This is a genomic window from Empedobacter stercoris, from assembly GCF_025244765.1.
Lineage (GTDB): Bacteria > Bacteroidota > Bacteroidia > Flavobacteriales > Weeksellaceae > Empedobacter > Empedobacter stercoris.
On the sequence record NZ_CP104209.1, the window covers coordinates 1310534 to 1335213 of the forward strand.

General features: G+C 34.6%; 22 protein-coding genes, 2 tRNA genes, 3 rRNA genes and 1 pseudogene. 8 read left to right on the top strand and 20 right to left on the bottom strand.

The genetic code is table 11. The features are described 5' to 3' along the window. The first annotated feature begins 58 nt into the window (after nucleotides 1–58). Nucleotides 59–460 (top strand): thiol-disulfide oxidoreductase DCC family protein, encoded by a 402-nt coding sequence (locus NZD85_RS06165; RefSeq protein WP_260544257.1) that lies wholly within the window; start codon nucleotides 59–61, stop codon nucleotides 458–460. A 3-nt stretch (nucleotides 461–463) separates the two neighbouring features. On the opposite strand, the gene NZD85_RS06170 is transcribed toward NZD85_RS06165, so the two are convergent. The 4 genes from NZD85_RS06170 to hisE all read right to left on the bottom strand — a co-directional run bounded on the left by NZD85_RS06170 (nucleotide 464) and on the right by hisE (nucleotide 2453). Next, entirely contained in the window at nucleotides 464–880 is a 417-nt protein-coding gene (locus NZD85_RS06170; protein ID WP_260544259.1) for a hypothetical protein, read from the bottom strand. Then, nucleotides 880–1173 (bottom strand): hypothetical protein, encoded by a 294-nt coding sequence (locus NZD85_RS06175; protein ID WP_260544261.1) that lies wholly within the window; start codon nucleotides 1171–1173, stop codon nucleotides 880–882. The genes NZD85_RS06170 and NZD85_RS06175 overlap by 1 nt, the downstream gene beginning before the upstream one ends. Before the next feature lie 140 nt (nucleotides 1174–1313). Continuing rightward, a complete protein-coding gene (locus NZD85_RS06180; RefSeq protein WP_260544263.1) occupies nucleotides 1314–2090 on the bottom strand; it encodes a M48 family metalloprotease in 777 nt (258 codons plus the stop codon). Between the two features lie 18 nt (nucleotides 2091–2108). Then, nucleotides 2109–2453, bottom strand: coding sequence for a phosphoribosyl-ATP diphosphatase (gene hisE, locus NZD85_RS06185; RefSeq protein WP_171623834.1), 345 nt, complete (start codon nucleotides 2451–2453; stop codon nucleotides 2109–2111). Between the two features lie 228 nt (nucleotides 2454–2681). Here hisE and gcvP point away from each other — a divergent pair, with 228 nt between their 5' ends. Together gcvP and aqpZ are read left to right on the top strand one after the other, a co-directional pair. Beyond that, nucleotides 2682–5537: an aminomethyl-transferring glycine dehydrogenase gene (gene gcvP, locus NZD85_RS06190; RefSeq protein ID WP_260544266.1), complete on the top strand. Its 2856-nt coding sequence runs from the start codon at nucleotides 2682–2684 to the stop codon at nucleotides 5535–5537. Nucleotides 5538–5688: 151 nt separating this feature from the next. Further along, nucleotides 5689–6399 (top strand): annotated as a pseudogene (aqpZ, locus tag NZD85_RS06195) (aquaporin Z). Nucleotides 6400–6425: 26 nt separating this feature from the next. Here aqpZ and NZD85_RS06200 read toward each other — a convergent pair. From NZD85_RS06200 to NZD85_RS06240, 9 genes are all read right to left on the bottom strand, one after another. Further along, entirely contained in the window at nucleotides 6426–7127 is a 702-nt protein-coding gene (locus NZD85_RS06200) for a hypothetical protein (RefSeq protein WP_171623953.1), read from the bottom strand. After that, a complete protein-coding gene (locus tag NZD85_RS06205) occupies nucleotides 7124–7462 on the bottom strand; it encodes a PadR family transcriptional regulator (protein ID WP_171623954.1) in 339 nt (112 codons plus the stop codon). The genes NZD85_RS06200 and NZD85_RS06205 overlap by 4 nt, the downstream gene beginning before the upstream one ends. A 127-nt stretch (nucleotides 7463–7589) precedes the next feature. Further along, on the bottom strand, nucleotides 7590–7784 hold the full coding sequence (locus NZD85_RS06210) for a hypothetical protein (protein ID WP_171623955.1): 195 nt from the start codon (nucleotides 7782–7784) through the stop codon (nucleotides 7590–7592). 90 nt (nucleotides 7785–7874) lie between these two features. After that, complete coding sequence (locus NZD85_RS06215; RefSeq protein ID WP_260544270.1) at nucleotides 7875–8783, bottom strand: M28 family metallopeptidase; 909 nt, start codon at nucleotides 8781–8783, stop codon at nucleotides 7875–7877. 59 nt (nucleotides 8784–8842) lie between these two features. Further along, nucleotides 8843–9310 carry a hypothetical protein gene (locus tag NZD85_RS06220; protein WP_260544272.1) on the bottom strand — a complete coding sequence of 156 codons (468 nt, stop codon included), beginning with the start codon at nucleotides 9308–9310 and terminating at the stop codon, nucleotides 8843–8845. Between the two features lies 1 nt (nucleotide 9311). Continuing rightward, complete coding sequence (locus tag NZD85_RS06225; protein ID WP_260544274.1) at nucleotides 9312–9980, bottom strand: sterol desaturase family protein; 669 nt, start codon at nucleotides 9978–9980, stop codon at nucleotides 9312–9314. A gap of 134 nt (nucleotides 9981–10114) precedes the next feature. Next, complete coding sequence (locus NZD85_RS06230; RefSeq protein ID WP_171623958.1) at nucleotides 10115–11398, bottom strand: citrate synthase; 1284 nt, start codon at nucleotides 11396–11398, stop codon at nucleotides 10115–10117. Nucleotides 11399–11478: 80 nt separating this feature from the next. Continuing rightward, nucleotides 11479–12771 (bottom strand): phosphopyruvate hydratase, encoded by a 1293-nt coding sequence (gene eno / locus NZD85_RS06235; protein WP_260544277.1) that lies wholly within the window; start codon nucleotides 12769–12771, stop codon nucleotides 11479–11481. A 186-nt stretch (nucleotides 12772–12957) separates the two neighbouring features. Then, nucleotides 12958–13407, bottom strand: a complete 450-nt coding sequence (locus NZD85_RS06240) for a hypothetical protein (protein WP_225542651.1) — start codon at nucleotides 13405–13407, stop codon at nucleotides 12958–12960. Between the two features lie 132 nt (nucleotides 13408–13539). Between NZD85_RS06240 and greA the strand changes: the two genes are divergently transcribed. The 4 genes from greA to NZD85_RS06260 are packed head-to-tail and all read left to right on the top strand — an operon-like array spanning nucleotide 13540 to nucleotide 15390. After that, on the top strand, nucleotides 13540–14019 hold the full coding sequence (greA, locus tag NZD85_RS06245) for a transcription elongation factor GreA (RefSeq protein ID WP_171623961.1): 480 nt from the start codon (nucleotides 13540–13542) through the stop codon (nucleotides 14017–14019). A 21-nt stretch (nucleotides 14020–14040) separates the two neighbouring features. Further along, nucleotides 14041–14433: an HIT family protein gene (locus NZD85_RS06250; protein ID WP_260544281.1), complete on the top strand. Its 393-nt coding sequence runs from the start codon at nucleotides 14041–14043 to the stop codon at nucleotides 14431–14433. Nucleotides 14434–14436: 3 nt separating this feature from the next. Next, nucleotides 14437–15006, top strand: a complete 570-nt coding sequence (locus tag NZD85_RS06255; protein WP_188319678.1) for a tetratricopeptide repeat protein — start codon at nucleotides 14437–14439, stop codon at nucleotides 15004–15006. After that, entirely contained in the window at nucleotides 15007–15390 is a 384-nt protein-coding gene (locus NZD85_RS06260; protein ID WP_171623964.1) for a hypothetical protein, read from the top strand. Here NZD85_RS06260 and NZD85_RS06265 read toward each other — a convergent pair. From NZD85_RS06265 to NZD85_RS06295, 7 genes are all read right to left on the bottom strand, one after another. Further along, nucleotides 15387–15815 carry an NUDIX domain-containing protein gene (locus NZD85_RS06265; protein WP_260544285.1) on the bottom strand — a complete coding sequence of 143 codons (429 nt, stop codon included), beginning with the start codon at nucleotides 15813–15815 and terminating at the stop codon, nucleotides 15387–15389. The genes NZD85_RS06260 and NZD85_RS06265 overlap by 4 nt on opposite strands. A 337-nt stretch (nucleotides 15816–16152) precedes the next feature. Next, a 5S ribosomal RNA gene (gene rrf / locus NZD85_RS06270) occupies nucleotides 16153–16260 on the bottom strand. Nucleotides 16261–16518: 258 nt separating this feature from the next. Beyond that, nucleotides 16519–19303 (bottom strand): 23S ribosomal RNA (locus tag NZD85_RS06275). A 236-nt stretch (nucleotides 19304–19539) separates the two neighbouring features. Next, a tRNA-Ala gene (locus NZD85_RS06280) sits at nucleotides 19540–19613 on the bottom strand. A gap of 16 nt (nucleotides 19614–19629) precedes the next feature. After that, a tRNA-Ile gene (locus NZD85_RS06285) sits at nucleotides 19630–19703 on the bottom strand. Between the two features lie 105 nt (nucleotides 19704–19808). Beyond that, nucleotides 19809–21327 (bottom strand): 16S ribosomal RNA (locus NZD85_RS06290). The 16S, 23S and 5S rRNA genes sit together here with 2 tRNA genes alongside, the layout of an rRNA operon. A 686-nt stretch (nucleotides 21328–22013) precedes the next feature. Next, a complete protein-coding gene (locus NZD85_RS06295; protein WP_260544287.1) occupies nucleotides 22014–22373 on the bottom strand; it encodes a hypothetical protein in 360 nt (119 codons plus the stop codon). Between the two features lie 628 nt (nucleotides 22374–23001). On the opposite strand from NZD85_RS06295, the gene NZD85_RS06300 reads away from it, so the two are divergent. Beyond that, on the top strand, nucleotides 23002–24549 hold the full coding sequence (locus NZD85_RS06300; RefSeq protein WP_260544289.1) for an IS1182 family transposase: 1548 nt from the start codon (nucleotides 23002–23004) through the stop codon (nucleotides 24547–24549). Nucleotides 24550–24680: the final 131 nt, after the last annotated feature.

A 24680-nucleotide genomic window follows, 5' to 3' on the forward strand; every position in this document is an offset into this window, starting at 1 on the left:
TTTGGCTAATTTAAAAATAACCTTTAGAGTTTAGCTACTTTTGGCGTATATTTATTGTATGAAAACGAGGAAAATTATTTTGTTTGATGGAATTTGCAATTTATGCAATCAATCGGTTCATTTTGTGATCGAACATGACAAAAGAAATCAATTTCGTTTTGCTTCGTTACAATCAGATTTTGGACAAAATTTCTTGAAAGAAAATGATTTGGACACCGCTCAATTTGATTCGGTCGTTTTTATCGAAGATGATAAATTTTATACCAAATCTTCTGCTGCGCTAAAAATTGCTAAACATTTGGACGGAATAACTTCTTGGTTAACTATTTTTATGATTGTGCCAAAACCTTTGCGTGATATCGTGTATAGTTTTATTGCAAAAAATCGTTATCGTTGGTTTGGAAAACAAGAAAGTTGTTGGTTACCTACACCAGAATTGAAAACGAAGTTTATTGATTAATTTTTAAACTTCTTGATTCAAATATTTTTTAATCTTTTTAAAAAGAATTACCCAAAAATAAAAAGTCAAAAAAAGATTTATAATTACAATTATCAAGAGAACAAAGTTTCTATTTAGTATTGTTGAATCTATTTCTCCCATTTGTATTAAAAACAGTGAAAAATAGGCAAACAATAAATAAAATGATAACACTCTATATTTTCTTTTTGAAAAAATACTAATTAGAAAAAATAAGACTGTTACAAATCCTAAACTATAAATCGAAACTTCATCTTCTCCTCCTGAAGAATGTAATTGAGTAGTATAATAAAATTCATCTCCTTGCATATACCCTAATCCATCTGTGTATTTAATAAATAAAAAACAACAGATTAATTGAATCAAATATAAAACTTCAAGATAAGAAAAATGGACTTTCATTATATTTTTTGATTATCTGAATTTTTGTTTAAAAACTTTTTAGCTAACAAATAAAAAAGGTAAAGTGTTAATATTCCTAAAATTAGCATTATTAATAACAAAATATAATTCCCATAAAGAATTGTTGAATCTATTTCTCCCATTTGAATTAAAAAAAAGAATAACAAACTAAACGTCAAATAGAAAAATAATAGTATTATCTTTTTCTTAAGCCAGATACTAATCATAAAAGCTACAAGAGACAACCAACCTAACATAGCTATAACATTATCATCAGATTCTCCTGGATTCATTAAGTACGAAGAAACTTCTATGTAAGTATCATGATTAATTTTCTGAACAAAACCAATCGTGTAGCAATAAAAAATATAACAACAAATTATTTGTAGCAAGTAAAGAATTTCAATAAAAGTAAAATGAATTTTCGACTTCATCACTGATTTCTATATTCATTAATAGCTGCTTTTATTTTTTCACGACGATTAGATGGCGATGGATGCGTACTTTGAAATTCTGGCACTTGGCTTCCTCCTGATGCTTCTTCTAAAATATCCATCACACCAATTAATGCTTCAGGATTATAACCTGCCTGAATCATAAATCGTACACCCAAATCATCTGACTCTAATTCATCATCACGACCATATTTCATATTTACCATATTCGCTACAACTTGTGCATAATAAGCCGAATTTACATCTCCAGCTGCAACTCCAGCTGCGCCTGCAATTCCTTGCGAAAGTTCTTGCTTCGACATTTGTTCTGCACTATGACGTGCAATAACATGACCAACTTCGTGGCCTAAAACACCAGCCAATTGATCTTCGCTTTGCAAACGTGTCAACAACGCTTCGGTAATAAAAATTGGTCCACCAGGTAATGCAAAAGCATTTACCGTACGATTATCAGCTAACACATAAAACTGAAAAGGATAATTGGTTTTATGAGCATCACTATTATTGACAACTTTTGCTCCTACTCGTTTTACGAGCTCTTGGTATTGTGAATTTTGAGATAATCCACCGAATTCTTGTGCCATTTGCGGAGCCGAATTTATTCCTATTGCAATTTCATCATCCTTGGTCAATGATATATACTGCTTTTCACCTGTTAATTCATTAATAGAAGAAGAAGAAAAATATTTAATCACAGAGAAAATAACAATTGCAGCTGCAACAATTAATTTTATCGACGTCCCGCCTTTTTGCATAGTAGTATTTGGTATTTATTATTTTTTGTGTCTTTTCTTCAGAATTTCCAAGACATCTTTCAGTTCAAAACCACGGGCATGTAGCGCCATAAGGTAATAAAAGAAAACATCTGCCGATTCTTCTAAAAAGTTTTCATCGTTATCTTGTTCCGAAGCGATCACCATTTCTACAGCTTCTTCACCCATTTTTTTTGCGATTTGCGAATTTCCTTTTTTATGAACACGTTTCATTTTAGATTTTTTCGCATCTTGCAATTTTGCATCTTCCATCATGATTTCCAATTTTTTTAGAAAAGGAAATTTTTTCTCTTTTTTGACTTCAGAAATATTTTCATTAAGTTCCATAAAATCGTCTGTTTGCATAGATTTTTTAAACATAGAATAAAATTAAGCAATTCTATCGAATTAACTGTCTCAATTTTATTGCCAATATTACTAATTTTTAAAAAAAAGAACGTTTTTATTCTTAATTATTTTATAAAAACTATTTTTCTAACTCATTCATTCGATTAATTATTATCATTCTTTTTTGCTTTTATTTTAAGAGAAAAAAATGTATTTTTACGCGAAAATAAACATAGCGCAAACACAATGAACACAAACGATTTTTCCATTAGACATATTGGAAACAATGCACAGCAGGCAGCTGAAATGCTTTCTGTAATTGGGAAAGATTCTATTGATTCTTTAATTGAGGCTACAGTTCCTCAGAATATTCGATTGAAAAATGCTTTGGATTTACCAGAAGCTTTATCAGAATTTGAAGCTATTAATCATTTAGCTGAAATCGCTTCAAAAAATAAAAAAGTAAAAAATTATCTTGGATATGGATACTATGGTACAATTTTACCAGCTCCTATTCAACGTAATGTATTAGAAAATGCTGGATGGTACACAGCTTACACACCATACCAAGCTGAAATTGCGCAAGGACGTTTAGAAGCTTTATTAAACTTTCAAACTGTTATCTCTGACTTAACAGGTTTACCTATTGCAAATGCTTCTTTATTAGACGAAGGAACTGCATGTGGTGAAGCAATGCACATGTTATTTGAATCTCGTTCTCGTGATCAAAAGAAAAATAACGTTGTCAAATTTTTTGTAGCAGATAATTTATTTCCACAATCTATAGCGGTTTTAGAAACGAAAGCACATGGTTTAGGAATTGAATTAGTTGTAGGAAACTTTGAAACGACAGAATTAACTGAAGATTTCTTCGGAGCGATTGTTCAATACATCGGAAAAGGAGGACAAATCAATAACTATAGATCATTTGTAGAAAAAGCAAACGCAGTAAACGTAAAAGTAGCCGTAGCAACAGATTTATTAGCTTTAACATTATTAACACCTCCAGGTGAATGGGGAGCTGAAATTGCAATTGGTACTTCTCAACGTTTTGGTGTTCCAATGGGATACGGAGGACCACACGCAGCTTTCTTATCTTGTACAGAAGAATACAAACGTGTAATTCCAGGACGTATTATTGGAGTTTCTCAAGATCGTTTAGGGAACTATGCGCTTCGTATGGCTTTACAAACACGTGAACAACATATCAAACGCGAAAGAGCTACTTCTAATATTTGTACAGCACAAGTATTGTTAGCGGTTATGGCTTCTTTTTATGCGGTTTACCACGGAAAAGATGGGTTACAATATATCGCAAATGAAATTCACACAAAAGCTGGAATTTTAAATGCTGGTGTTCAACATTTAGGATTTAAAACAGTAAATACTGCATTTTTTGATACCGTTCAAATCGAGGTTGAAAACTCGGACGAAATTGTGAAAATTTTTGCTGAAGAAGAAATCAATGTAAATGGATTCGAAAACGGAAAAATTTCAATCACAATTGATGAGATGACTTCTGAAGAAGATATTTTCGAAATTTTAAGTGTTTTTGCAACAATCAAAAATACGGAAGAAGGTTTTGAATTTGAAGTTGAAGACACTTATTTACCTCAAGACTTAATCAGAACTTCTGATTTCTTAACACACGAAAACTTCAATTTATATCATACAGAAACAGAATTAATGCGTTACATCAAACGTTTAGAGCGTAAAGATTTAGCGCTTAATCAATCGATGATTGCATTAGGTTCTTGTACAATGAAGTTGAATGCTGCAACAGAATTATTGCACATGTCTTGGGAAAGAATGGGGAATGTACACCCTTTCACACCGAAAGAACAAGTAGAAGGTTACCAAACATTAATCAAAAACTTAGAAGATTATTTAGCTGTAATCACAGGTTTTGATGCAACTTCTTTACAACCAAACTCTGGTGCACAAGGAGAATATTCAGGTTTAATGGTTATTCGTTCTTACTTTGAGGCAAAAGGAGAAGGACACAGAAATGTGGCATTGATTCCGCAATCTGCTCACGGAACGAACCCTGCATCCGCTGCAATGGCAGGAATGCAAGTTGTTGTGGTTAAAAACTTAGAATCTGGTGAAACAGATTTAGTTGATTTAAAAGAAAAATGTGAAAAACACAAAGATAACTTAGCTGCCTTGATGATTACTTATCCATCAACTTACGGTGCTTTTGATAGCAATATCGAAGAAGTTACTGAAATGATTCACGCCTACGGAGGACAAGTTTATATGGACGGTGCAAACATGAATGCACAAGTTGGTTTAACTTCTCCGGGAAATATTGGTGCAGACGTTTGTCACTTAAACTTACACAAAACATTCGCTATTCCTCACGGTGGTGGTGGACCTGGTGTAGGACCAATTTGTGTAAAAGCACACTTAGCTCCTTTCTTAGGTTCTTCTCCATTAATCGAAACTGGAGGAAAAGAAGCTACAAATACATTCGCTGCGGCTCCTTATGGTTCTGCATTCATTTTACCAATTTCTTATTCATACATTTTAATGTTAGGTGCAGAAGGTTTATTGAAAGCTACACAAGGTGCTATCTTGAATGCCAACTACATGAAAACGCGTTTAGAAAAACATTTTGATATTTTATATACAAATGCAAATAATGTCGTAGCACACGAATTCATCTTAGATTGTCGTCCATTCAAAAAAGCAGGTATCGAAGTAACTGATATTGCAAAACGTTTAATTGATTACGGATTTCACGCACCTACTGTATCTTTCCCAGTAGCGGGAACATTGATGGTAGAGCCAACAGAATCTGAAAACAAAGCAGAATTAGATCGTTTTTGTGATGCATTAATTTCTATTCGCCAAGAAATTGACGAAATTGCAAACGGAGATTATCCAGTTGACAACAATGTATTACACAATGCGCCTCACCCTATTCATTTGATTACTGCTGACGAGTGGGAATATCCTTACTCTCGTTCTAAAGCTGCATATCCAGCAGAATGGGTTCGCGAGCGTAAATTCTTCGCTTCAGTATCAAGAATTGATGATGCATACGGAGATCGTAACTTAATCTGTACATGTGCCCCAATTGAGGCTTATATGGACTAATAGAAATTTTAAAATAGACTTTTCTAAATATTAAATCGCTCTGATTTCTCAGAGCGATTTTTTTTTTTGTTTTCATAATAAAAGCAATAAAAAGTGTTTGTTATTAAAATTTTTCCTAAATTCATTCCAACTAAACTTTTAATATAACATTATGAAAAATTATGCTGCCGAGTTTTTCGGTACTTTTTGGTTAGTCTTTGGAGGTTGTGGTAGTGCTATCTTTGCTGCAGGAATCCCAGAATTAGGAATTGGATACATGGGAGTCGCACTTGCATTCGGTTTGACAGTTTTGACAATGGCTTATGCTGTTGGTCATATTTCAGGATGACATTTTAATCCCGCGGTATCATTCGGATTATTTGCTGGCGGACGATTTGATGGAAAACAACTTCTTCCTTATATCATTTCGCAAGTATTAGGCGCAATTGCCGCTGCAGGAGTTTTATACTTAATCGCATCCGGAAACTCAGATTTTGCTATTGACAACACAAAAGCAGGTGCTTTTGCATCCAATGGATATGGTGCTTTTTCTCCGCATGGTTATAGCTTGCAAGCTGCTTTTTTAGCAGAATTTGTCTTAACAGCTTTCTTCTTAATTGTAATTTTAGGTGCAACAGATAAATTTGCAAACGGAAAATTTGCTGGAATCGCTATTGGTTTAGCTTTAACATTAATCCACTTAATTTCTATTCCAATCACTAACACATCTGTAAATCCTGCCCGATCTACATCACAAGCTATTTTTGTTGGAGGAGAACCTCTTTCTCAACTATGGCTATTTTGGGTTGCTCCAATCGCAGGAGCAATTGTTGGAGGATTAATCTACAAATTTTTATTACAAAAAGACGAAAGTCATACATAAACCAAAAGCTCCAAAAGGAGCTTTTTTTAATTTATTATTAAATGATATTCTGGATACAATTCCTTTAATATTTCTTCGGAATGCTTAGGTAAATAATAGCACGAAACATATAAAATTAAAAATAATAGGGGTAACAATATAGCTGCACCTAAATTCAAATAAAAGAAATTAACATTTAAATGAAGAATTAACTGAATACCTAAATTAAATATTCCCGAAGCAGCTGAAATAGATATAAAATTTTTATAAATCGTTTCTACCAAAACTAATTTTATACCCAACTTTTTTGTTTTACGTTTATATTCCCTATTCAATCGAATAAGTTGAAAAATACTAAAACCATAAAAAAGTATTACTACAACAGCAAAAGTAATTTTTTCATCAATCAAAGTAAAAAGCATATAAACAAGAGCAAAAAGTAAAATCAATCCAATGTATTCTTTCTTTTTTAGATGATCTAAAATTGCTCTATTAATCAGTTTTTTATATTTCTTCTGAAGTTCTAATTTCCTGTTGTCAACAATATCTGAAAATCCAAATACACCAAATTTTTTAAACTCAATTTTTAAAGCATCTTCAAAAGAAATTGTTTCATCAAAATTCCATTGCTCTTCAATTCCACAAGCCAAATGATCAACTAACTCAATCTGTAAATCATAATATTCTACATAATGATTCTTAGTAAATTGAAATAATTTTTCAATTTCAATCTCATTTAATTTTCTCATAGATTAGACAATTTAGGATTAATTAAATTCTGTATTTGATCTATTGTTTCATTCAGTGACGCTAATCGATTGACAGTTTCTTTTTGTCCAATTTCGGTTAATTTGTAATACTTACGGATTCTTCCATTTATTTTTACTGCTTCAACTTCAATTACATTTTGGGTTTCGAGCTTATGTAAAATAGGATACAGAGCACCTTCTTTGATTTCAAATTGATTATTAGAAAGGATTTTTATTTTACTTATAATCTCGTAACCATACATTTTACCATTATCTTGTAATAATTTTAAGATAATTGGTTGTAAGGTTCCTTTATAAAATTGAACATCTATCATATACCTAATTTACTTATGTATAGTAAAAATAATATTTTTTTTTAATTATTCTCCTCTTTCAGTAAAAAATCTGTAAAATAATATGTTAATTAAAATATAGGATTATTCGAAGCTTCCTGTTACAATTCTATTCCTTTGTTTTGATGTTTTCTTTGTATACAAAATGTTTTAATAATCGCAACATAACATAAAGCACAATCAATACAATTCTATATTTGTATAATTTTTCTAATCCTTCGATTGGAAAGAAATTAACCGAAAGAATTAAAAATAACAAAATTGCAAGAATACAACAACTTAAAGGATTGATTAATTTACTCATTTAGATCATTTTCAATATTAGTTGATTTTTTAGATTACTTGTTACAAAATATGGTAAACAAAAATCCGTTCAAGTAGAACGGATTAAATTTTATTTTAAATATTTTGGTGCTTCATTATTCTTCATCATTTTATTTAAGCTACGTCCAATTCCTTTTGTGATTGTTGAAAGATTTTTAAAATTAATCACCGAAATTTCATCATTAACTTGATGATAATGATTTTGATTTTCCATATTGACCGATGAAAGTGCGTGAGAAACCACCTTATGATTGACAAAGTTTACATTATCTGAACGGAAAAACAATTGCTGTTGTAAATAAGGATCGTGCTCTACGTTAAAAGTTTTGCAAGAATTTTTATTCATAATCTCCATCAAATCCGAACGATCACTTCCTGTCATATACACTTTACCTTCGCCAAAAGCAGAAACAGTTCCAATCATTTCTAAATTCAACATCACTTTCATTTGCGGTAAATATTTTTGGAAATCAGAATTTTCGACCAACATTTTAGAACCAATTAATCCAATTTCTTCAGCATCAAAAGCCATAAACATCATGGTTTGCTTCACTTTCTTATTCTTAAAATAATCAGACAACGCCATTACAGCCGATGTTCCACTCGCATTATCATCTGCTCCATTAAAAATTTTATCTTCGCTTTTATCACTTGTTCCAACATGATCAAAATGTGCACCTACAGCATAAATATCAGTCGATTTACCTTCTTTGATTCCACAAACATTTTGTCCCGTATTCCCTTTATATTCAAATTCGATTAAATATGAATCACCAACACATGGTTTTAGATTATTTTCATTGAACTTTTTTGCAATCAATTCAGCAGCCAAACGATTTTCTGGTGTTCCAAATTTTCGACCTTTCATAGCATCAGAAGCTAATTCTTCGACATATTTCTTTTGATTTTCTTTTGAATATTGCGCATTTGCTTGATTGAATGCAAGTAATCCAATTGCAAGTAAAGTATATTTTTTCATTTTTTCTGAGTGTGATAATTTGACGGAAGATACTAAAATTAACTTTTCTTCTCAAACATCTAATTATAAACACATGGAAAGATACTTTCTTTCACCAATTCTGTTTTTTCATTTACCTTTTTAAAATACCAAGAAGAGACATTTGGTCCTGTAGATACATCATAAAAATTGAATTTATTCAAATCAATCTTAAATCCAAATTTTTTAATTGATATCAAATCATTTTCATTCGAAATAATAAAAACAATATTATCATTCAATATAGTTCCATAAATAGATGAATTAGGTCGAAGCAATTTACTTTTCTTTGAACTTGTCAATTCAATATAATTTTTATTTCTAAAATCTATAATCCAAACATACCCTTCTCTTTTACAATAATCATCAAAATTTATATTCGTAATTATTTCTTTTAAATTTTCATCATTTAAAACCACTAATTCAGCAGAAAAATCTTCTTTTATTTCTTGAGCAAAAAGCAAATTAGAAAACAACAATAGAAGTATTATAGTTTTGATACTATTCATATTAACTTTTCTTCTCAAACATCAATTCTTTTACTTTTTCTTTATCCTCTTTCTCATTTTTTAGATCGAACATTGTTCCAAAAATACGATCCCAAAATGTATTTGACACTCCAAAACCTAACTCTTCGTTTTTATAATGATGCAAATGATGATTGCGCCAAAGAGGTTTCATAAACTTGAAAGGCGGCGCAACAGCATGAATCAAATAATGCATAGACGCATACAATAAATAGCCAATCATAAAACCAGGAAAGAAAGCAAAGGTATATTTCCCTAAAATTAAATATTGAATCAAGAAAATGATTGACGCCAAAAGAATACTTGGAACTGGTGGCATAAACAAACGTTGTTTATCGCGCGGATAATGATGATGATTCCCATGAAAAATATAAACAATTCGTTTCAAACTTTTTTGTTCAGCTGTCCAATGGAAAAGATAACGATGTGCAAAATATTCGAACAATGTCCAAAATAACATCGCACCAAAAAAAATAGAAACAATTGTTAGTGTAGATAATTCGTAACGCGAAATTCCATAATAAATACAATAAGAAAGTAATGGGATATACATTCCCCAAATAACTGCAGGATGACCTTTTGTCAACATTTCCAGATATTTGTTTTCGAATATTTGCGCTTGACCTTTATTATGTATTTTCTCAAATTTCATAGGAATAAAATTTAAATCACTTAAAAATAAAGCTTTAACGCGTTTTAAACAAAAAATCTTTGGGAATTTATTGTTAAAAAAAAATCCGAAAATCAAATCTTGATTTTCGGATTATATAGTAAATAAGAAATTTCTTATCTGTTTTCAATATCAACGTAATCACGTAATGGAGCTCCTGTGTATAATTGACGAGGACGACCAATTGGTTGATTCGTTTCGCGCATTTCCATCCATTGAGCAATCCATCCTGGTAGGCGTCCAACAGCAAACATTACTGTAAACATTTCTGTAGGGATATCTAACGCTTTGTAAATAATTCCTGAATAGAAATCTACGTTTGGATATAAGTTTCTTGCTTTGAAGTATTCGTCTTCTAAAGCAGCTTTTTCTAATTTTTTCGCAATATCTAAAATAGGATCATTGATGCCTAATTTCTCTAAAACGTTGTCAGCAGCAACTTTGATGATTTTCGCACGAGGGTCAAAGTTTTTATAAACACGGTGTCCGAATCCCATTAAACGGAATGGATCGTTTTTATCTTTTGCTTTCGCTAAGTATTTATCTACGTCTCCACCATCATTTTTGATTGCTTCTAACATTTCTAATACTGCTTGGTTAGCACCTCCGTGTAATGGTCCCCATAAAGCTGAGATACCACCAGAGATTGAAGCGAATAAACCTGCGTGAGAAGATCCTACTAAACGTACACTTGATGTAGAACAGTTTTGCTCGTGATCTGCGTGTAAGATTAATAATTTATCAATTGCATCAACAATAACTGGGTCTAATTCTAAATCTTGACCTGGTTTTTTAAATAACAATTGGTAAAAGTTTTCTACATAAGATAATTTATCGTTAGAGTAATTTACTGGTAAACCTTTGATTTTTCTTTGTGTCCAAGATGCTAAAACTGGGAATTTCCCTAATAAAGTTACAGCAGCTTTGTACATATCTTCTGGAGAAGTAACATCAACAACTTTTGGATTGAAAGCTGATAATGCAGCTGTCAAAGAAGTTAAAACTCCCATTGGATGAGCTGAACTTGGGAATGCATCTAAGATTTTAATTAAATCTTCCGATACATGGTTATACTCATTAATATCTGCTACAAATTTATCTAATTCAGCTTGCGTTGGTAATTCTCCTTTGATTAACAAATACATTACTTCTACGAAAGAAGATTTCTCTGCTAATTGCTCAATAGGATAGCCACGGTACATCAATTTCCCTTCTTCACCATCTAAAAATGTAATTTTAGACTCACATGCTCCTGTATTTTTATATCCTGGATCCATTGTGATTAACCCAGTAGCACTTCTTAACTTAGAAATGTCAATAGATTTTTCGTCCATTGAACCTGTTGTAACTGGAAGTTCCAACTCATTTCCATTGTAATTTAATATTACCTTATCTGACATTTTATAGTTTATATTATTTATTGCGTAATTTACTAATAATTTATTAATTCAGGACTGATAATTATCAGTCTAAAATAATTCTATCGCTTAACTTTAAAAGCTTTAAGACCTGGGAAGATAGCAGTCTCACCAAGAATTTCTTCGATACGTAACAATTGGTTATATTTTGCCATACGATCAGAACGACATGCAGAACCTGTTTTAATTTGTCCTGTGTTCAATGCAACAGCTAAATCAGCAATTGTAGCATCTTCAGTTTCTCCAGAACGGTGAGACATTACTGCTGTGTAACGTGCATTTTGAGCCATTTGAACAGCTTTAATTGTTTCTGTTAATGTACCAATTTGATTAAATTTGATTAAGATTGAATTTGCTGTTTCTGTTTCAATTGCTTGATCTAATTTCTTAACATTTGTCACCAACAAATCGTCACCAACTAATTGTACACGATCACCAATTTTATCCGTTAAAATTTTCCAACCTTCCCAATCATTTTCATCCATACCATCTTCAATCGAAATAATCGGATATTTTTCTGCTAATTCTGCTAAATAAGCTGCCTGCTCTGCAGAAGTACGAATAGCTCCTTTATCTCCTTCGAATTTTGTATAATCGTATTTTCCATCATGGTAAAATTCTGATGATGCACAATCTAATGCAATCATAATTTCTTCACCTGCTTTATAACCTGCTTTTTCTATCGCTAAAATTACTGTATCTAAAGCATCTTCTGTTCCTTCAAAAGTCGGAGCAAAACCTCCTTCGTCACCTACAGCTGTAGATAAACCTCTATCGTGTAAAATCTTCTTTAGTGAATGAAAAACTTCTGTTCCTTTGCGCAAAGCGTCCGAGAAAGATGCTGCCTGAACTGGCATAATCATAAACTCTTGAAAAGCGATTGGCGCATCAGAGTGAGAACCTCCATTTACAATATTCATCATTGGAACTGGTAATGTATTCGCATTAACACCTCCAATATATCTAAATAATGGTAAACCTAATTCTTCTGCTGCTGCTTTTGCAACCGCTAATGAAACACCCAAAATCGCATTCGCACCTAATTTCGCTTTGTTTTCTGTTCCGTCTAAATCAATCATCACTTGGTCGATTAAATTTTGTTCGAAAACTGAGAAACCAATTAATTCTGGAGCAATAACGTCATTTACATTCTCAACTGCTTTTAATACTCCTTTTCCTAAGTAAATATCTCCACCGTCACGTAATTCTACCGCTTCATATTCTCCTGTAGATGCTCCAGACGGAACTGCTGCACGTCCTAATATACCTGATTCTGTAATGACGTCAACTTCTACTGTAGGATTACCACGAGAATCTAAAATTTGTCTTGCATGAATATGCGAAATAATGCTCATTGTGTTTATGTTTTATTTGATAATAATTTAATTTACCAAAAATAATGGATTTGGATAAGCTTTACAACGAAATTATCTTTTTTTAAAAATAATTTAATCCAAAAATAATCTAATTTATTTATGCACGCATAGTATTAGATCATAATTCCATTTTTTTTGTAAATATAATTCAATTATTAATAATCTTTAATTCGTAATAGTTATGACACCATTCTGTGTTGCATATACTTGATATGTACGTGGAGCACGATTCGCAACTTTAGTAGGTTGTCCTGTTAATAACATCCATTCTGCACCATCTTCTTTACAAACAATTTTAATATCCTCTTCTACGTACAATGTAGATTTTTCAGTTGGGCATATATGTGGGGCATTCCGATCATACGCTTTATAACCTGAGGCTGTTCGTACTACAATTATTCCTCTTGTACCTGCCATCGTTCCATTTACATAAACCCAACCACCTGGATTATTAAGATTAGCATACAATGGTAATGTTGTGTTGATGGCAACATTTACAGTCGTTAAAGGAACACAACTTACCGTTCCATCATCTGTATTACATGATTGAAAAATTAGTAGAAGTGCACCTAAAAATAAAACTTTATTTAGAATCGTTTTAATAAACTCTTTCATTTTTAAATTGGTATATATTTTTTACTATCTTTGTAATAGAAAAATAGAATAGTCCTGCGCATATCTACGATATGTGTAGGATTATTTATTTTATATCACTATTTAATAAAAAATTAATTAAACATTGTTGTTATGGCAAATATACAATATGTAACGAAAGAAGGATTAGAAAAGTTGCGTGAAGAGCTTCATCAGTTAGAAACTTTTGAGCGTCCAAAAATTTCGCAACAAATTGCTGATGCACGTGATAAAGGTGATTTATCTGAGAATGCAGAATACGATGCTGCAAAAGAAGCACAAGGAATGTTAGAAATGCAAATAGCTAAATTAAAAGAAGTTGTTGCTTTTTCTCGTGTTATAGATGAATCTAAATTAGACCACTCAAAAGTCTCTATCTTATCAAAAGTTAAAATAAAAAATACAGCTAACGGACAAGAATTAGTGTACACTTTGGTACCAGAATCTGAAGCTGATTTAGCTAAAATGCGCATCTCAGTTAACACACCAATTGCAAAAGGATTATTAGGAAAATCTCTTGGTGATGTTGCAGAAATTACATTACCTAACGGAATGACTTTAAATTTTGAAATTTTAGAAATATCTTTGGACTAAGATTTCAAAAATTAAAAACATATGGCAAGCATTTTCACTAAAATTATAAACGGAGAAATACCATCATACAAAATTGCTGAAAACGATCGTTACATCGCTATTTTAGACGCCTTCCCTTTGGTAGAAGGACATGTATTGGTAATCCCGAAAAAGGAAGTTGATAAAATCTTCGATTTAGACAAAGAAACCTATTTAGGTTTAATGGACTTTTCGTATGAAATTGCACAAGCTGTAGAAAAAGCTATACCTTGTCTACGAGTTGGTGTAGCAGTTGTTGGATTAGAGGTACCACATGTACATGTACATTTGGTTCCTCTAAATTCAATGCAAGATATCAATTTCTCAAATCCAAAACTTCAATTATCTGCCGAGAAAATGAATGAAATTGCAGATAGTATCAAATCATATTTATAAACGATGAACAAATACATTAAATTAGTAATCGCCGCTGTATTAATCGCTTTAGCAATCTTTTTGTTTAGCACTCGCGAATATGGTTGGGGATTTGTTTCGTTATTAGTCTCTGTATTTCCTATTTTATTTTATTTCAGAAACGAAAACATCTTGTTAGCGTTCTGGTTTTTACGCAAAGAGGATATGGCAAAAGCGAAAAAATGGTTACAAAGAATCAAGAATCCATCAACAGAATTAATTCCAAAACAAATGGGATATTTTCATTACATGATGGGAATTACTGAAGCGCAAGATAATGTTGCCGTTTCAGAAAAATACATGAAAGAAGCCTTAAACTACGGTTTATCTTTTGACCACGACAGAGCAATGGCAAACTTATCATTGGCTGGTGCAGCAATGGCAAAAGGTAAAAAGAAAGAAGCTGAAGGTTATATAAAAGAAGCGAAGAAAAACGACTCGAAAGGAATGTTTACTGATCAAATCAAAATGATGAACGCCCAAATGAAACGTTTCAACGTTAGTAATTCGCAATTACAAAACCCACATATGCGTCATAAAGGACGTAAATTCTAAATGGACATTTCAAAATTAACAGAAGAATCATCATCAAATAATAACAAGTGGAAACAGATTGAAGAATTCTTCATGCAAAATTTCACGGACGGTGAACGACCAGATTTAGATACAATACTTTTTTTAATTGGTGTCCAAGAATTGGGACAAGGAAAAAAACGATTTAAAAAAGATGATAAACTAAATTTACTTCATATCGCCGTTTGTCGAGTGTTAGAGCCTTTCGGTTTTTATCGTTTCGAAGGACAAGATCCAGATGGTTGGCCACATTTTGAGTTATTGGAAGATTTACCACCACTCAAAACCAACGAACAAACTTTGTTAATGAAATACGCTGTTATTCAGTATTTCGATGATCAAAAAATTATAAACTTCGAGTCTTAGGATTCGAAGTTTTCTTTTTTATACAAGTCTACAACCACTTTATCGGCGTCAAGTGTAAATTGATTTGAATCCAAGTCATTAACCTCTATCCACAACAATTCGTTGATATCAGCATCCAAAATTTTTAATTGTGCCAATGACTTTTCACTAACAGTAGCTTTGTAATAAATTAATAAAACTTGTTCAGTAGGATCAAAAGCATTAAGTACAAAAAAATCTTGTGTAAAAATATGCGAACCAATTTCTACATCAAGATTTAGCTCTTCTTTAAACTCGCGTTTCAAACAATCTTTCGTTCCTTCACCAAATTCCAAACCACCTCCAGGAAACTTATAAATCAACTTTTCCTGAAAAGGCTCATGAATCACCAATACTTTTCCCTTATGTTCCAATAACGCATATATACGTACATTAAATGGTTTCATTTCTCTAACTTATTTAAAAACTAAAAGTAAATAATATTTGATAATATTCTATAAATTTCTTTCTGGGCGTTCCCTCGCCAACTAACATCCTATAAAATTATATGAATTCCTTAACGCTCGGTCGGGCTATCCGTTGCAATCTTTTGTTTGGAGTATCATAGGTACCTAAAAACAAAATCCTTTGTCAAACAAAAGGATTTCCACTACTATCCCTAACGCGTTTAGCGTTTAGCGTTTAGCGTTTAGCGTTTAGCGTTTAGCGTTTATCGTTTAGCAAAATTACAAAACATTTAAACACAAAAAAGCCTCAAGAAATAATCTTGAGGCTTTTGATAAAAACTGGCGACGACCTACTCTCCCGCAATAGCAGTACCATCGGCGCAGGCAGGCTTAACTTCTCTGTTCGGAATGGGAAGAGGTGAGCCCTGCAGCTATAGTCACCCTAATATTTTTAATTAGGTATTAGTTCCTAATATTTCTTGACATTATTAAATGTTGTATTAAGTCTTATGTTTTATTGTATTAAGTGATTACTTAATACTTTTTACATAATACATTTTACAAACTCTTACAATCTGGTATTACATGTTTAATCCAAATAAGATTAACTAACCTTCTCTATGACGATTAAATCAATCTTAGTATTTAATCTTTTTATTGTTGTTGGTATCGCTACCAACTATCTTTGATTCGTTGTACTTTTAAGAAAAAGTCTATGGGTAATTAGTACTACTCGACTATGACATCGCTGCCTTTACATCTATAGCCTATCAACGTTGTAGTCTACAACGACCCTTTAAAGAAGTCTAATCTTGCGGCGAGTTTCGCACTTATATGCTTTCAGTGCTTATCTCTTCCAAACGTAGCTACTCAGCGGTGCACCTGGCGGCACAACTGATACACCAGAGGTTTGTTCAACACGGTCCTCTCGTACTAGAGTCAAGTCCGCTCAAACTTCTAACGATCACAACAGATAGAGACCGAACTGTCTCACGACGTTCTGAACCCAGCTCGCGTGCCACTTTAATGGGCGAACAGCCCAACCCTTGGGACCTTCTCCAGCCCCAGGATGTGACGAGCCGACATCGAGGTGCCGAACCTCCCCGTCGATGTGAGCTCTTGGGGGAGACTAGCCTGTTATCCCCGGAGTACCTTTTATCCTTTGAGCGATGGCCCTTCCATACGGAACCACCGGATCACTATGTCCTGCTTTCGCACCTGATCGACTTGTTGGTCTCACAGTCAAGCACCCTTATGCCATTACACTCTACGCACGGTTACCAAGCGTGCTGAGGGTACCTTTGAAAGCCTCCGTTACTCTTTTGGAGGCGACCACCCCAGTCAAACTACCCACCATGCACTGTCCTTCCTAAAAGGAAGTTAGGCTCCAAGTAAATAAAGGGTGGTATTTCAACAATGACTCCACAATACCTAGCGATACTGATTCATAGTCTCCCACCTATCCTACACATTATTTACCCGAAGTCAATACAAAGCTATAGTAAAGGTTCACAGGGTCTTTTCGTCCCGTTGCGATTAACCGGCATCTTCACCGATACTACAATTTCACCGAGATCATGGTTGAGACAGTGCCCAGATCGTTACACCATTCGTGCAGGTCGGAACTTACCCGACAAGGAATTTCGCTACCTTAGGACCGTTATAGTTACGGCCGCCGTTTACTGGGGCTTCAGTCAAAACCTTCGAGTTACCTCTAAGCTCCTTCCTTAACCTTCCAGCACCGGGCAGGTGTCAGACCCTATACGTCATATTTCTATTTTGCAGAGTCCTGTGTTTTTGATAAACAGTCGCCTGGGCCTTTTTACTGAGGCTGTCATTGCTGACAGCGACCTTTCTCCCGAAGTTACAGGTCTATTTTGCCTAATTCCTTAACCATGAATCGCTCGAGCGCCTTAGGATACTCTCCTCGACCACCTGTGTCGGTTTACGGTACGGGCTGCACATCTCGCTATTTCTTGGAACAATTTTCAGAGGATTATCACTCCAGCCGAAACCTTCGTGTACTATCCCTACTTTACGTAGGTTCAACGTACTATTCCGTCAGTACGCACCTCCTACAATCATTCGTCACTTTTATTGAGTGCAGGTACGGGAATATTAACCCGTTTGCCATCCACTTCCCCCAAAGGGTGCGTGTTAGGTCCCGACTAACCCTCAGCTGATTAGCATAGCTGAGGAATCCTTAGTCTTACGGCGAATAAGTTTCTCACTTATTTTATCGTTACTCATGCCTACATTTTCTTTTCTAAAAGCTCCACCACCCATTACCAGGTGACTTCTGCGCCGTTAGAATGCTCCCCTACCAGTACATCTAAAAGATGTAATCCATAGCTTCGGTAATATGCTTATGCCCGATTATTATCCATGCCGGATCGCTCGACTAGTGAGCTGTTACGCACTCGTTAAATGAATAGCTGCTTCCAAGCTAACATCCTAGCTGTCAATGCAATCCAACCGCGTTTTCTCAACTTAGCATATATTTGGGGACCTTAGCTGATGGTCTGGGTTCTTTCCCTCTCGGACATGGACCTTAGCACCCATGCCCTCACTGCATAGAAACATATATTAGCATTCGGAGTTTGTCAGGAATTGGTAGGCGGTGAAGCCCCCGCATCCAATCAGTAGCTCTACCTCTAATATACTTAACTATACGCTGCACCTAAATGCATTTCGGGGAGTACGAGCTATTTCCCAGTTTGATTGGCCTTTCACCCCTACCCACAGGTCATCCGAAGACTTTTCAACGTCAACCGGTTCGGTCCTCCACTTTGTGTTACCAAAGCTTCAACCTGCCCATGGGTAGATCACAAGGTTTCGCGTCTAATACTACTGACTATAACGCCCTATTCAGACTCGCTTTCGCTACGGCTCCGGACCTGAAGTCCTTAACCTTGCCAGCAACATTAACTCGTAGGCTCATTATGCAAAAGGCACGCCGTCACACTTGCGTGCTCCGACCGCTTGTAGGCGTACGGTTTCAGGTTCTATTTCAACTTTCTATTCGAAATGCTTTTCACCTTTCCTTCACAGTACTAGTTCACTATCGGTCTTTGAGGAGTATTTAGCCTTGGAAGATGGTCCTCCCATATTCGGACAGAATTTCTCGTGTTCCGCCTTACTCGTTATCAACATTATAAAAATTTCACTTACGGGACTATCACCCTCTTCGGTTAACCTTTCCAGGTTATTCTGTTATCTTTATAAAGTCTTTAGGGCTAATCCGCGTTCGCTCGCCACTACTTACGGAATCTCAATTGATTTCTTTTCCTATTGGTACTTAGATGTTTCAGTTCCCAACGTTCGCTCTGCTTACGCAGTGACATGTCTTCAACATGCCGGGTTGTCCCATTCGGAAATCTTCGGATATAATGTGTATGTGCCACTCCCCGAAGCTTATCGCAGCTTATCACGTCCTTCATCGCCTCTCAAAGCCTAGGCATCCGCCGTACGCCCTTTGTAACTTTTTTCTCGATTTAACCGTCATATTTATGAGCGGTTATGTTAATCTTACTCGTTTTATTGATTAATTGTATACCTTTTTAAAACTTTTGTATTTATTTCTAAATCTGTTTGTTTTTGATTGTATGCGATTATAATTATTAAATTATAATCTGTTTCTAATAATGTCAATGAACTCTTCTGTTAATTCGGAAATGTGATAATTTGCTAATTAGCTAATTAAATAATTCTCAAATTAAAATCGTGGAGAATATCGGAGTCGAACCGATGACCTCTTGCGTGCAAGGCAAGCGCTCTAGCCAGCTGAGCTAATCCCCCTCTTTATGTTATTTAGTAGTCTCAGGCAGACTCGAACTGCCGACCTCTACATTATCAGTGTAGCGCTCTAACCAGCTGAGCTATGAGACTCTTTAATACTCTTAAAGAGTGGTCTATATTTATAGTTTATACAGAATAAAAAGCCGAATCAAAATCAATCTTCTAATTAATAGAAGAAAATTCGTCGTTCTCTAAATATGAGATGTTCCAGCCGCACCTTCCGGTACGGCTACCTTGTTACGACTTAGCCCTAGTTACCAGTTTTACCCTAGGCAGCTCCTGTTACGGTCACCGACTTCAGGTACCCCCAGCTTCCATGGCTTGACGGGCGGTGTGTACAAGGCCCGGGAACGTATTCACCGCATCATGGCTGATATGCGATTACTAGCGATTCCAGCTTCATAGAGTCGAGTTGCAGACTCCAATCCGAACTGAGATAAGTTTTCGAGATTCGCATCCTATCGCTAGGTAGCTGCCCTCTGTACTTACCATTGTAGCACGTGTGTAGCCCAAGACGTAAGGGCCGTGATGACTTGACGTCGTCCCCACCTTCCTCGCGGTTTGCACCGGCAGTCTCATTAGAGTCCCCGTCTTTAAACGCTGGCAACTAATGATAGGGGTTGCGCTCGTTGCAGGACTTAACCTAACACCTCACGGCACGAGCTGACGACAGCCATGCAGCACCTTGCATTCTGTCCGAAGAAAAAACTATTTCTAGTCCTGTCATTATGCATTTAAGCCTTGGTAAGGTTCCTCGCGTATCATCGAATTAAACCACATGCTCCACCGCTTGTGCGGGCCCCCGTCAATTCCTTTGAGTTTCATTCTTGCGAACGTACTCCCCAGGTGGGATACTTATAACTTTCGCTTAGCCACTGAATCCGAAAATCCAACAGCAAGTATCCATCGTTTACGGCGTGGACTACCAGGGTATCTAATCCTGTTCGCTCCCCACGCTTTCGTCCATCAGCGTCAGTTAATGTTTAGTCACCTGCCTTCGCAATTGGTGTTCTGCGTAATATCTAAGCATTTCACCGCTACACTACACATTCCAGCAACTTCAACATTACTCAAGACTAACAGTATCAATGGCAGTTTCATAGTTAAGCTATGAGATTTCACCACTGACTGATTAATCCGCCTACGGACCCTTTAAACCCAATAAATCCGGATAACGCTTGCACCCTCCGTATTACCGCGGCTGCTGGCACGGAGTTAGCCGGTGCTTATTCTTCTGGTACCTTCAGCTATCTACTCGTAGATAGGTTTATCCCCAGATAAAAGTAGTTTACAACCCATAAGGCCGTCTTCCTACACGCGGGATGGCTGGATCAGGCTTCCACCCATTGTCCAATATTCCTCACTGCTGCCTCCCGTAGGAGTCTGGTCCGTGTCTCAGTACCAGTGTGGGGGTTCACCCTCTCAGGCCCCCTAAAGATCGTCGACTTGGTGAGCCGTTACCTCACCAACTATCTAATCTTACGCATGCCTATCCTACTGCGATAAATCTTTCAAAACTCCATAATGCTATGAAATCTATTATAAAGTATTAATCCTCCTTTCGAAGGGCTATCCTTTTCAGTAGGGCAAGTTGCATACGCGTTACTCACCCGTGCGCCGGTCTCTAATTCCCGAAAGAATTATACCCCTCGGCTTGCATGTGTTAGGCCTCCCGCTAGCGTTCATCCTGAGCCAGGATCAAACTCTCCATTGTAAATTATTTCGTTTAGTCTATAAGACTTATGTTTTTACAACTTCGAATTTCCTTAAGCTCCATTATTTAAGGATTGACTTCGTTATTATTCGGCTTATTTTTTCTTCTGTATATATTATAATTTCAAATGAACTTCTCAGTTTATAACTTACAAAACATCGCTGTTTCTGTAAGCGGTTGCAAAGGTAAAACTTATTTCTTAACTACCAAATTTTATTTTAAAAATTTTAAAGTTTTTATTTCAATAAGTCAATTTACTTCACAGCAAAATCACTCTCGTGATTTGAGGTTGCAAAGGTAAAACTTATTTCTTAACTACCAAATTTTATTTTAAAAAAGTTTTGTCGTTTGTTTTACTTTATGTCAACTACAATACTACTCGTCTTTCGTATTGGGATTGCAAATATACAACCCATTTTTCCGAACTTCCAAACGCATTTTACATTTATTTTACTTTCTATCCCTAACTGACTGTTATGACGGGAAATATTTTTTGAGATTTTTAGATTTGAGAAACTAGATAGTAGATTTCCGACCCGAAAACATCGTTTTTACCACAGAAAATGAGTAGATGTTATAAGCAGTTTTTTTATTCATCGCTTCCAATGTAGCTCAATTCTTTGCTTTTTTTGTCTAACTGAAATCGAAATTTGGAGTTGTGCAACAGTTACCGATGTTAGCGGCAGTTATTCTTTATTGTTAGATTTATATTTTTCAATGTCAGCAGAATAATAATTCCCAAAAGTAAATAAACTATCTTTCGGTAAGTTATACTCAACTAAATCTTCATCACTTGTTATAACAATTTCAAATCTATTATTTTCAAATTGTCCAATTGCGGAAAGCCCTCTTTCTGATTTGTTTCTTACAGTAAGTCCTTTTGGTAAGAAAATAAAAGCACTATCTCCTGTAAAAAAGCCGACTTTTAAATCTTTTTTAAGTCTACCAATTTCATTTGATGGTGAGTTCATCGTATTCAATAGAAAAAGTGCTATTAAAAAAATATTTAAAATAATAGAAATTCTCAGTATCCATTTATTTTTCATTTGTTTTTTAGGTTTAAAATTAAAACAATCACAGAAACAATAAGTGGCCAAATCAACATTAAATTTTCTAATGGTTCTTCAAATGAAATTATCAACTTTATTGCTCTTTCTCCACCTTCAAAGATTATAAATGTTAAACATCCAATTATACCAAATCCAAGTAAATATGAATTTAATTTAACTCGTTTTTTGGATAAAACTAAATTCCTCCATAATCCAAAATATCCAAGAATTCCGAATGTAAAGCATAAAATTAAAAGGAATGTTTCCCAATCATAAAATATATCTGTTATAAATTGAAATAACCAAAATATAGATAGGAGAAACAAAAATGTTGCTGGAATAATTCCGCTAATTAAAATTATATTTCTGACGGTTTGGTTCATAATTGCCGCTAACGGAAAAAGGCTTTGCGAAGTGCGGGAATTCGAAGAACGAAAAGTTCAAGAATTCAGAAGCGAAGCAAATGGCTTTTTCAGATTGTTAAATTAATAAAAAATAGCAATATGAAAAGCCAATTTGCGGATAAATATCTAAAATATTTCAACTTAGACTTAAACCCCGCATTTTGCAAAACCTATGTGCTTGTTGCACAACTCAAAAATAAAAAAAATTCGGATCTTGTAGTATGCAAGGACGAAAAGAATTTACCCCACAATTATTTTACGATTTAAGTTTGGATCGATTGTTGCCTTTGGATAATTACTATCGAATAATACAGCGAGAATTATCATTTGATTTTCTTTATCCAGCGACCTCAAAATATTATGGAAAAGAAGGTCAAGAAAGTATTGATCCGGTGGTGTTTTTTAAAATATTGTTAGTGGGTTATTTGAATAATATCAACAGCGACAGAGCATTGATTCGTTTTTGTTCGGATAGTTTGAGTATTCGTTTATTTTTAGGTTATGATCTGAACGAAGAATTACCTTGGCATTCGACAATTAGCCGAACTCGCGCATTATTTGGCGAAGAAGTTTTCTTGCAATTGTTTCAGTTGATATTGAGTTTATGTGTCAATAAAGGCATGGTTTCTGGGAAACGTCAAGCGGTAGATTCAGCGTTTATAAAAGCGAACGCTAGCATGGATTCTCTTGTTGAAAAAGAGGTTCTAAACGATGCTTCTGCTTTTGTGAATGAATTGGAAGAAAATTCAGAATTCAAAGCATGCAGTGAGCCTAATCGAACTGTAACATCAACTCGAAAGAAGTTGGTAGAACAACATCATAATTGGAAAAAAGAAGAGTTTAAAGGAATGCCTGCTGCTCGCAAAACGATTCAAAAAAATGAAGATGGTGAAGATATTCGTGCAAAATTTTTGAGTAATCATACCCATTATAGTCCAACAGATCCTGAAGCGAAAATCTCGACCAAACCAGGAAAACCACGTCAATTAAATTATGCGGGACAGTTAGCAGTTGATGATAAACACCATGTGATTACAGGCGCTTGTGCCAGCACAGCAGGTAGTAAAGACAGTGCTATTTTTGCAGAAATCATGGATCAAACGATTGAAAATTTTAAACAAAATGAGATTCAAATAGGTGAAGTTTTGGCTGATGCGGGCTACAGTAGCGGTACAAGTTTGCAATATTGTGAAGATCATAACTTAGATGCTTGGATCCCCAACTTTGGACAATATAAACCCGAACGGGAAGGCTTTATTTTCAATAAAAAAGAAAACCGTTACCAATGTATTCAAGAAGGCGGAAATAAAGCTTTTTTACCGTTTAAAAGGACTTTAACAGACAGCAAAGGTTATGAAAAGAAGAGCTACCGAAGTTCGGAAAAAGATTGTGGGAAATGCCCTTTGAGAGAGAGTTGTTGTGGAAAAGTAACCAAGTTTAAAAAATTGGAAGAAAGCATTCACAAACCTTTGTACGATAAAATGCACGAAAAACTCACCCAAAACAAAGCATATCACCGCAGGTTAGTAAAACGACGAAGTGCTACGGTAGAACCCGTTTTAGGAACGTTGATTAACTTTTTTAACCTAAAACGAATCAACAGCAGAGGAATGGCACAAGCCAATAAACACGTTTTGATGTCAAGTTTATCTTATAACTTGAAGAAATATCTACGTTTTATTTTCAAAACCCCGAGTGTTTTAGCCCAAGTTGTTTCCCTAAAACAAGGGAAATACAGCTTTTTACAAAATTACTCCTTCACGACTTAAAAAAGTGCGTTTTTAAGCTACCCTAATATTACAATTTAGCATATTTCTTTAAAAACAAACCTCGCTTAAAATGGCTTAAACGAGGTCAAATATTTTAAATTTTTATAATAATTGGAGTTGTGCAACAGTTA

Coding starts and splice junctions, on each gene's coding strand:
- NZD85_RS06165 (WP_260544257.1), top strand. CDS start 59: ATGAAAACGAGGAAAATTATTTTGTTTGATGGAATTTGCAATTTATGC.
- NZD85_RS06170 (WP_260544259.1), bottom strand. CDS start 880: ATGAAAGTCCATTTTTCTTATCTTGAAGTTTTATATTTGATTCAATTA.
- NZD85_RS06175 (WP_260544261.1), bottom strand. CDS start 1,173: ATGAATCCAGGAGAATCTGATGATAATGTTATAGCTATGTTAGGTTGG.
- NZD85_RS06180 (WP_260544263.1), bottom strand. CDS start 2,090: ATGCAAAAAGGCGGGACGTCGATAAAATTAATTGTTGCAGCTGCAATT.
- hisE (WP_171623834.1), bottom strand. CDS start 2,453: ATGCAAACAGACGATTTTATGGAACTTAATGAAAATATTTCTGAAGTC.
- gcvP (WP_260544266.1), top strand. CDS start 2,682: ATGAACACAAACGATTTTTCCATTAGACATATTGGAAACAATGCACAG.
- NZD85_RS06200 (WP_171623953.1), bottom strand. CDS start 7,127: ATGAGAAAATTAAATGAGATTGAAATTGAAAAATTATTTCAATTTACT.
- NZD85_RS06205 (WP_171623954.1), bottom strand. CDS start 7,462: ATGATAGATGTTCAATTTTATAAAGGAACCTTACAACCAATTATCTTA.
- NZD85_RS06210 (WP_171623955.1), bottom strand. CDS start 7,784: ATGAGTAAATTAATCAATCCTTTAAGTTGTTGTATTCTTGCAATTTTG.
- NZD85_RS06215 (WP_260544270.1), bottom strand. CDS start 8,783: ATGAAAAAATATACTTTACTTGCAATTGGATTACTTGCATTCAATCAA.
- NZD85_RS06220 (WP_260544272.1), bottom strand. CDS start 9,310: ATGAATAGTATCAAAACTATAATACTTCTATTGTTGTTTTCTAATTTG.
- NZD85_RS06225 (WP_260544274.1), bottom strand. CDS start 9,980: ATGAAATTTGAGAAAATACATAATAAAGGTCAAGCGCAAATATTCGAA.
- NZD85_RS06230 (WP_171623958.1), bottom strand. CDS start 11,398: ATGTCAGATAAGGTAATATTAAATTACAATGGAAATGAGTTGGAACTT.
- eno (WP_260544277.1), bottom strand. CDS start 12,771: ATGAGCATTATTTCGCATATTCATGCAAGACAAATTTTAGATTCTCGT.
- NZD85_RS06240 (WP_225542651.1), bottom strand. CDS start 13,407: ATGAAAGAGTTTATTAAAACGATTCTAAATAAAGTTTTATTTTTAGGT.
- greA (WP_171623961.1), top strand. CDS start 13,540: ATGGCAAATATACAATATGTAACGAAAGAAGGATTAGAAAAGTTGCGT.
- NZD85_RS06250 (WP_260544281.1), top strand. CDS start 14,041: ATGGCAAGCATTTTCACTAAAATTATAAACGGAGAAATACCATCATAC.
- NZD85_RS06255 (WP_188319678.1), top strand. CDS start 14,437: ATGAACAAATACATTAAATTAGTAATCGCCGCTGTATTAATCGCTTTA.
- NZD85_RS06260 (WP_171623964.1), top strand. CDS start 15,007: ATGGACATTTCAAAATTAACAGAAGAATCATCATCAAATAATAACAAG.
- NZD85_RS06265 (WP_260544285.1), bottom strand. CDS start 15,815: ATGAAACCATTTAATGTACGTATATATGCGTTATTGGAACATAAGGGA.
- NZD85_RS06295 (WP_260544287.1), bottom strand. CDS start 22,373: ATGAAAAATAAATGGATACTGAGAATTTCTATTATTTTAAATATTTTT.
- NZD85_RS06300 (WP_260544289.1), top strand. CDS start 23,002: ATGCAAGGACGAAAAGAATTTACCCCACAATTATTTTACGATTTAAGT.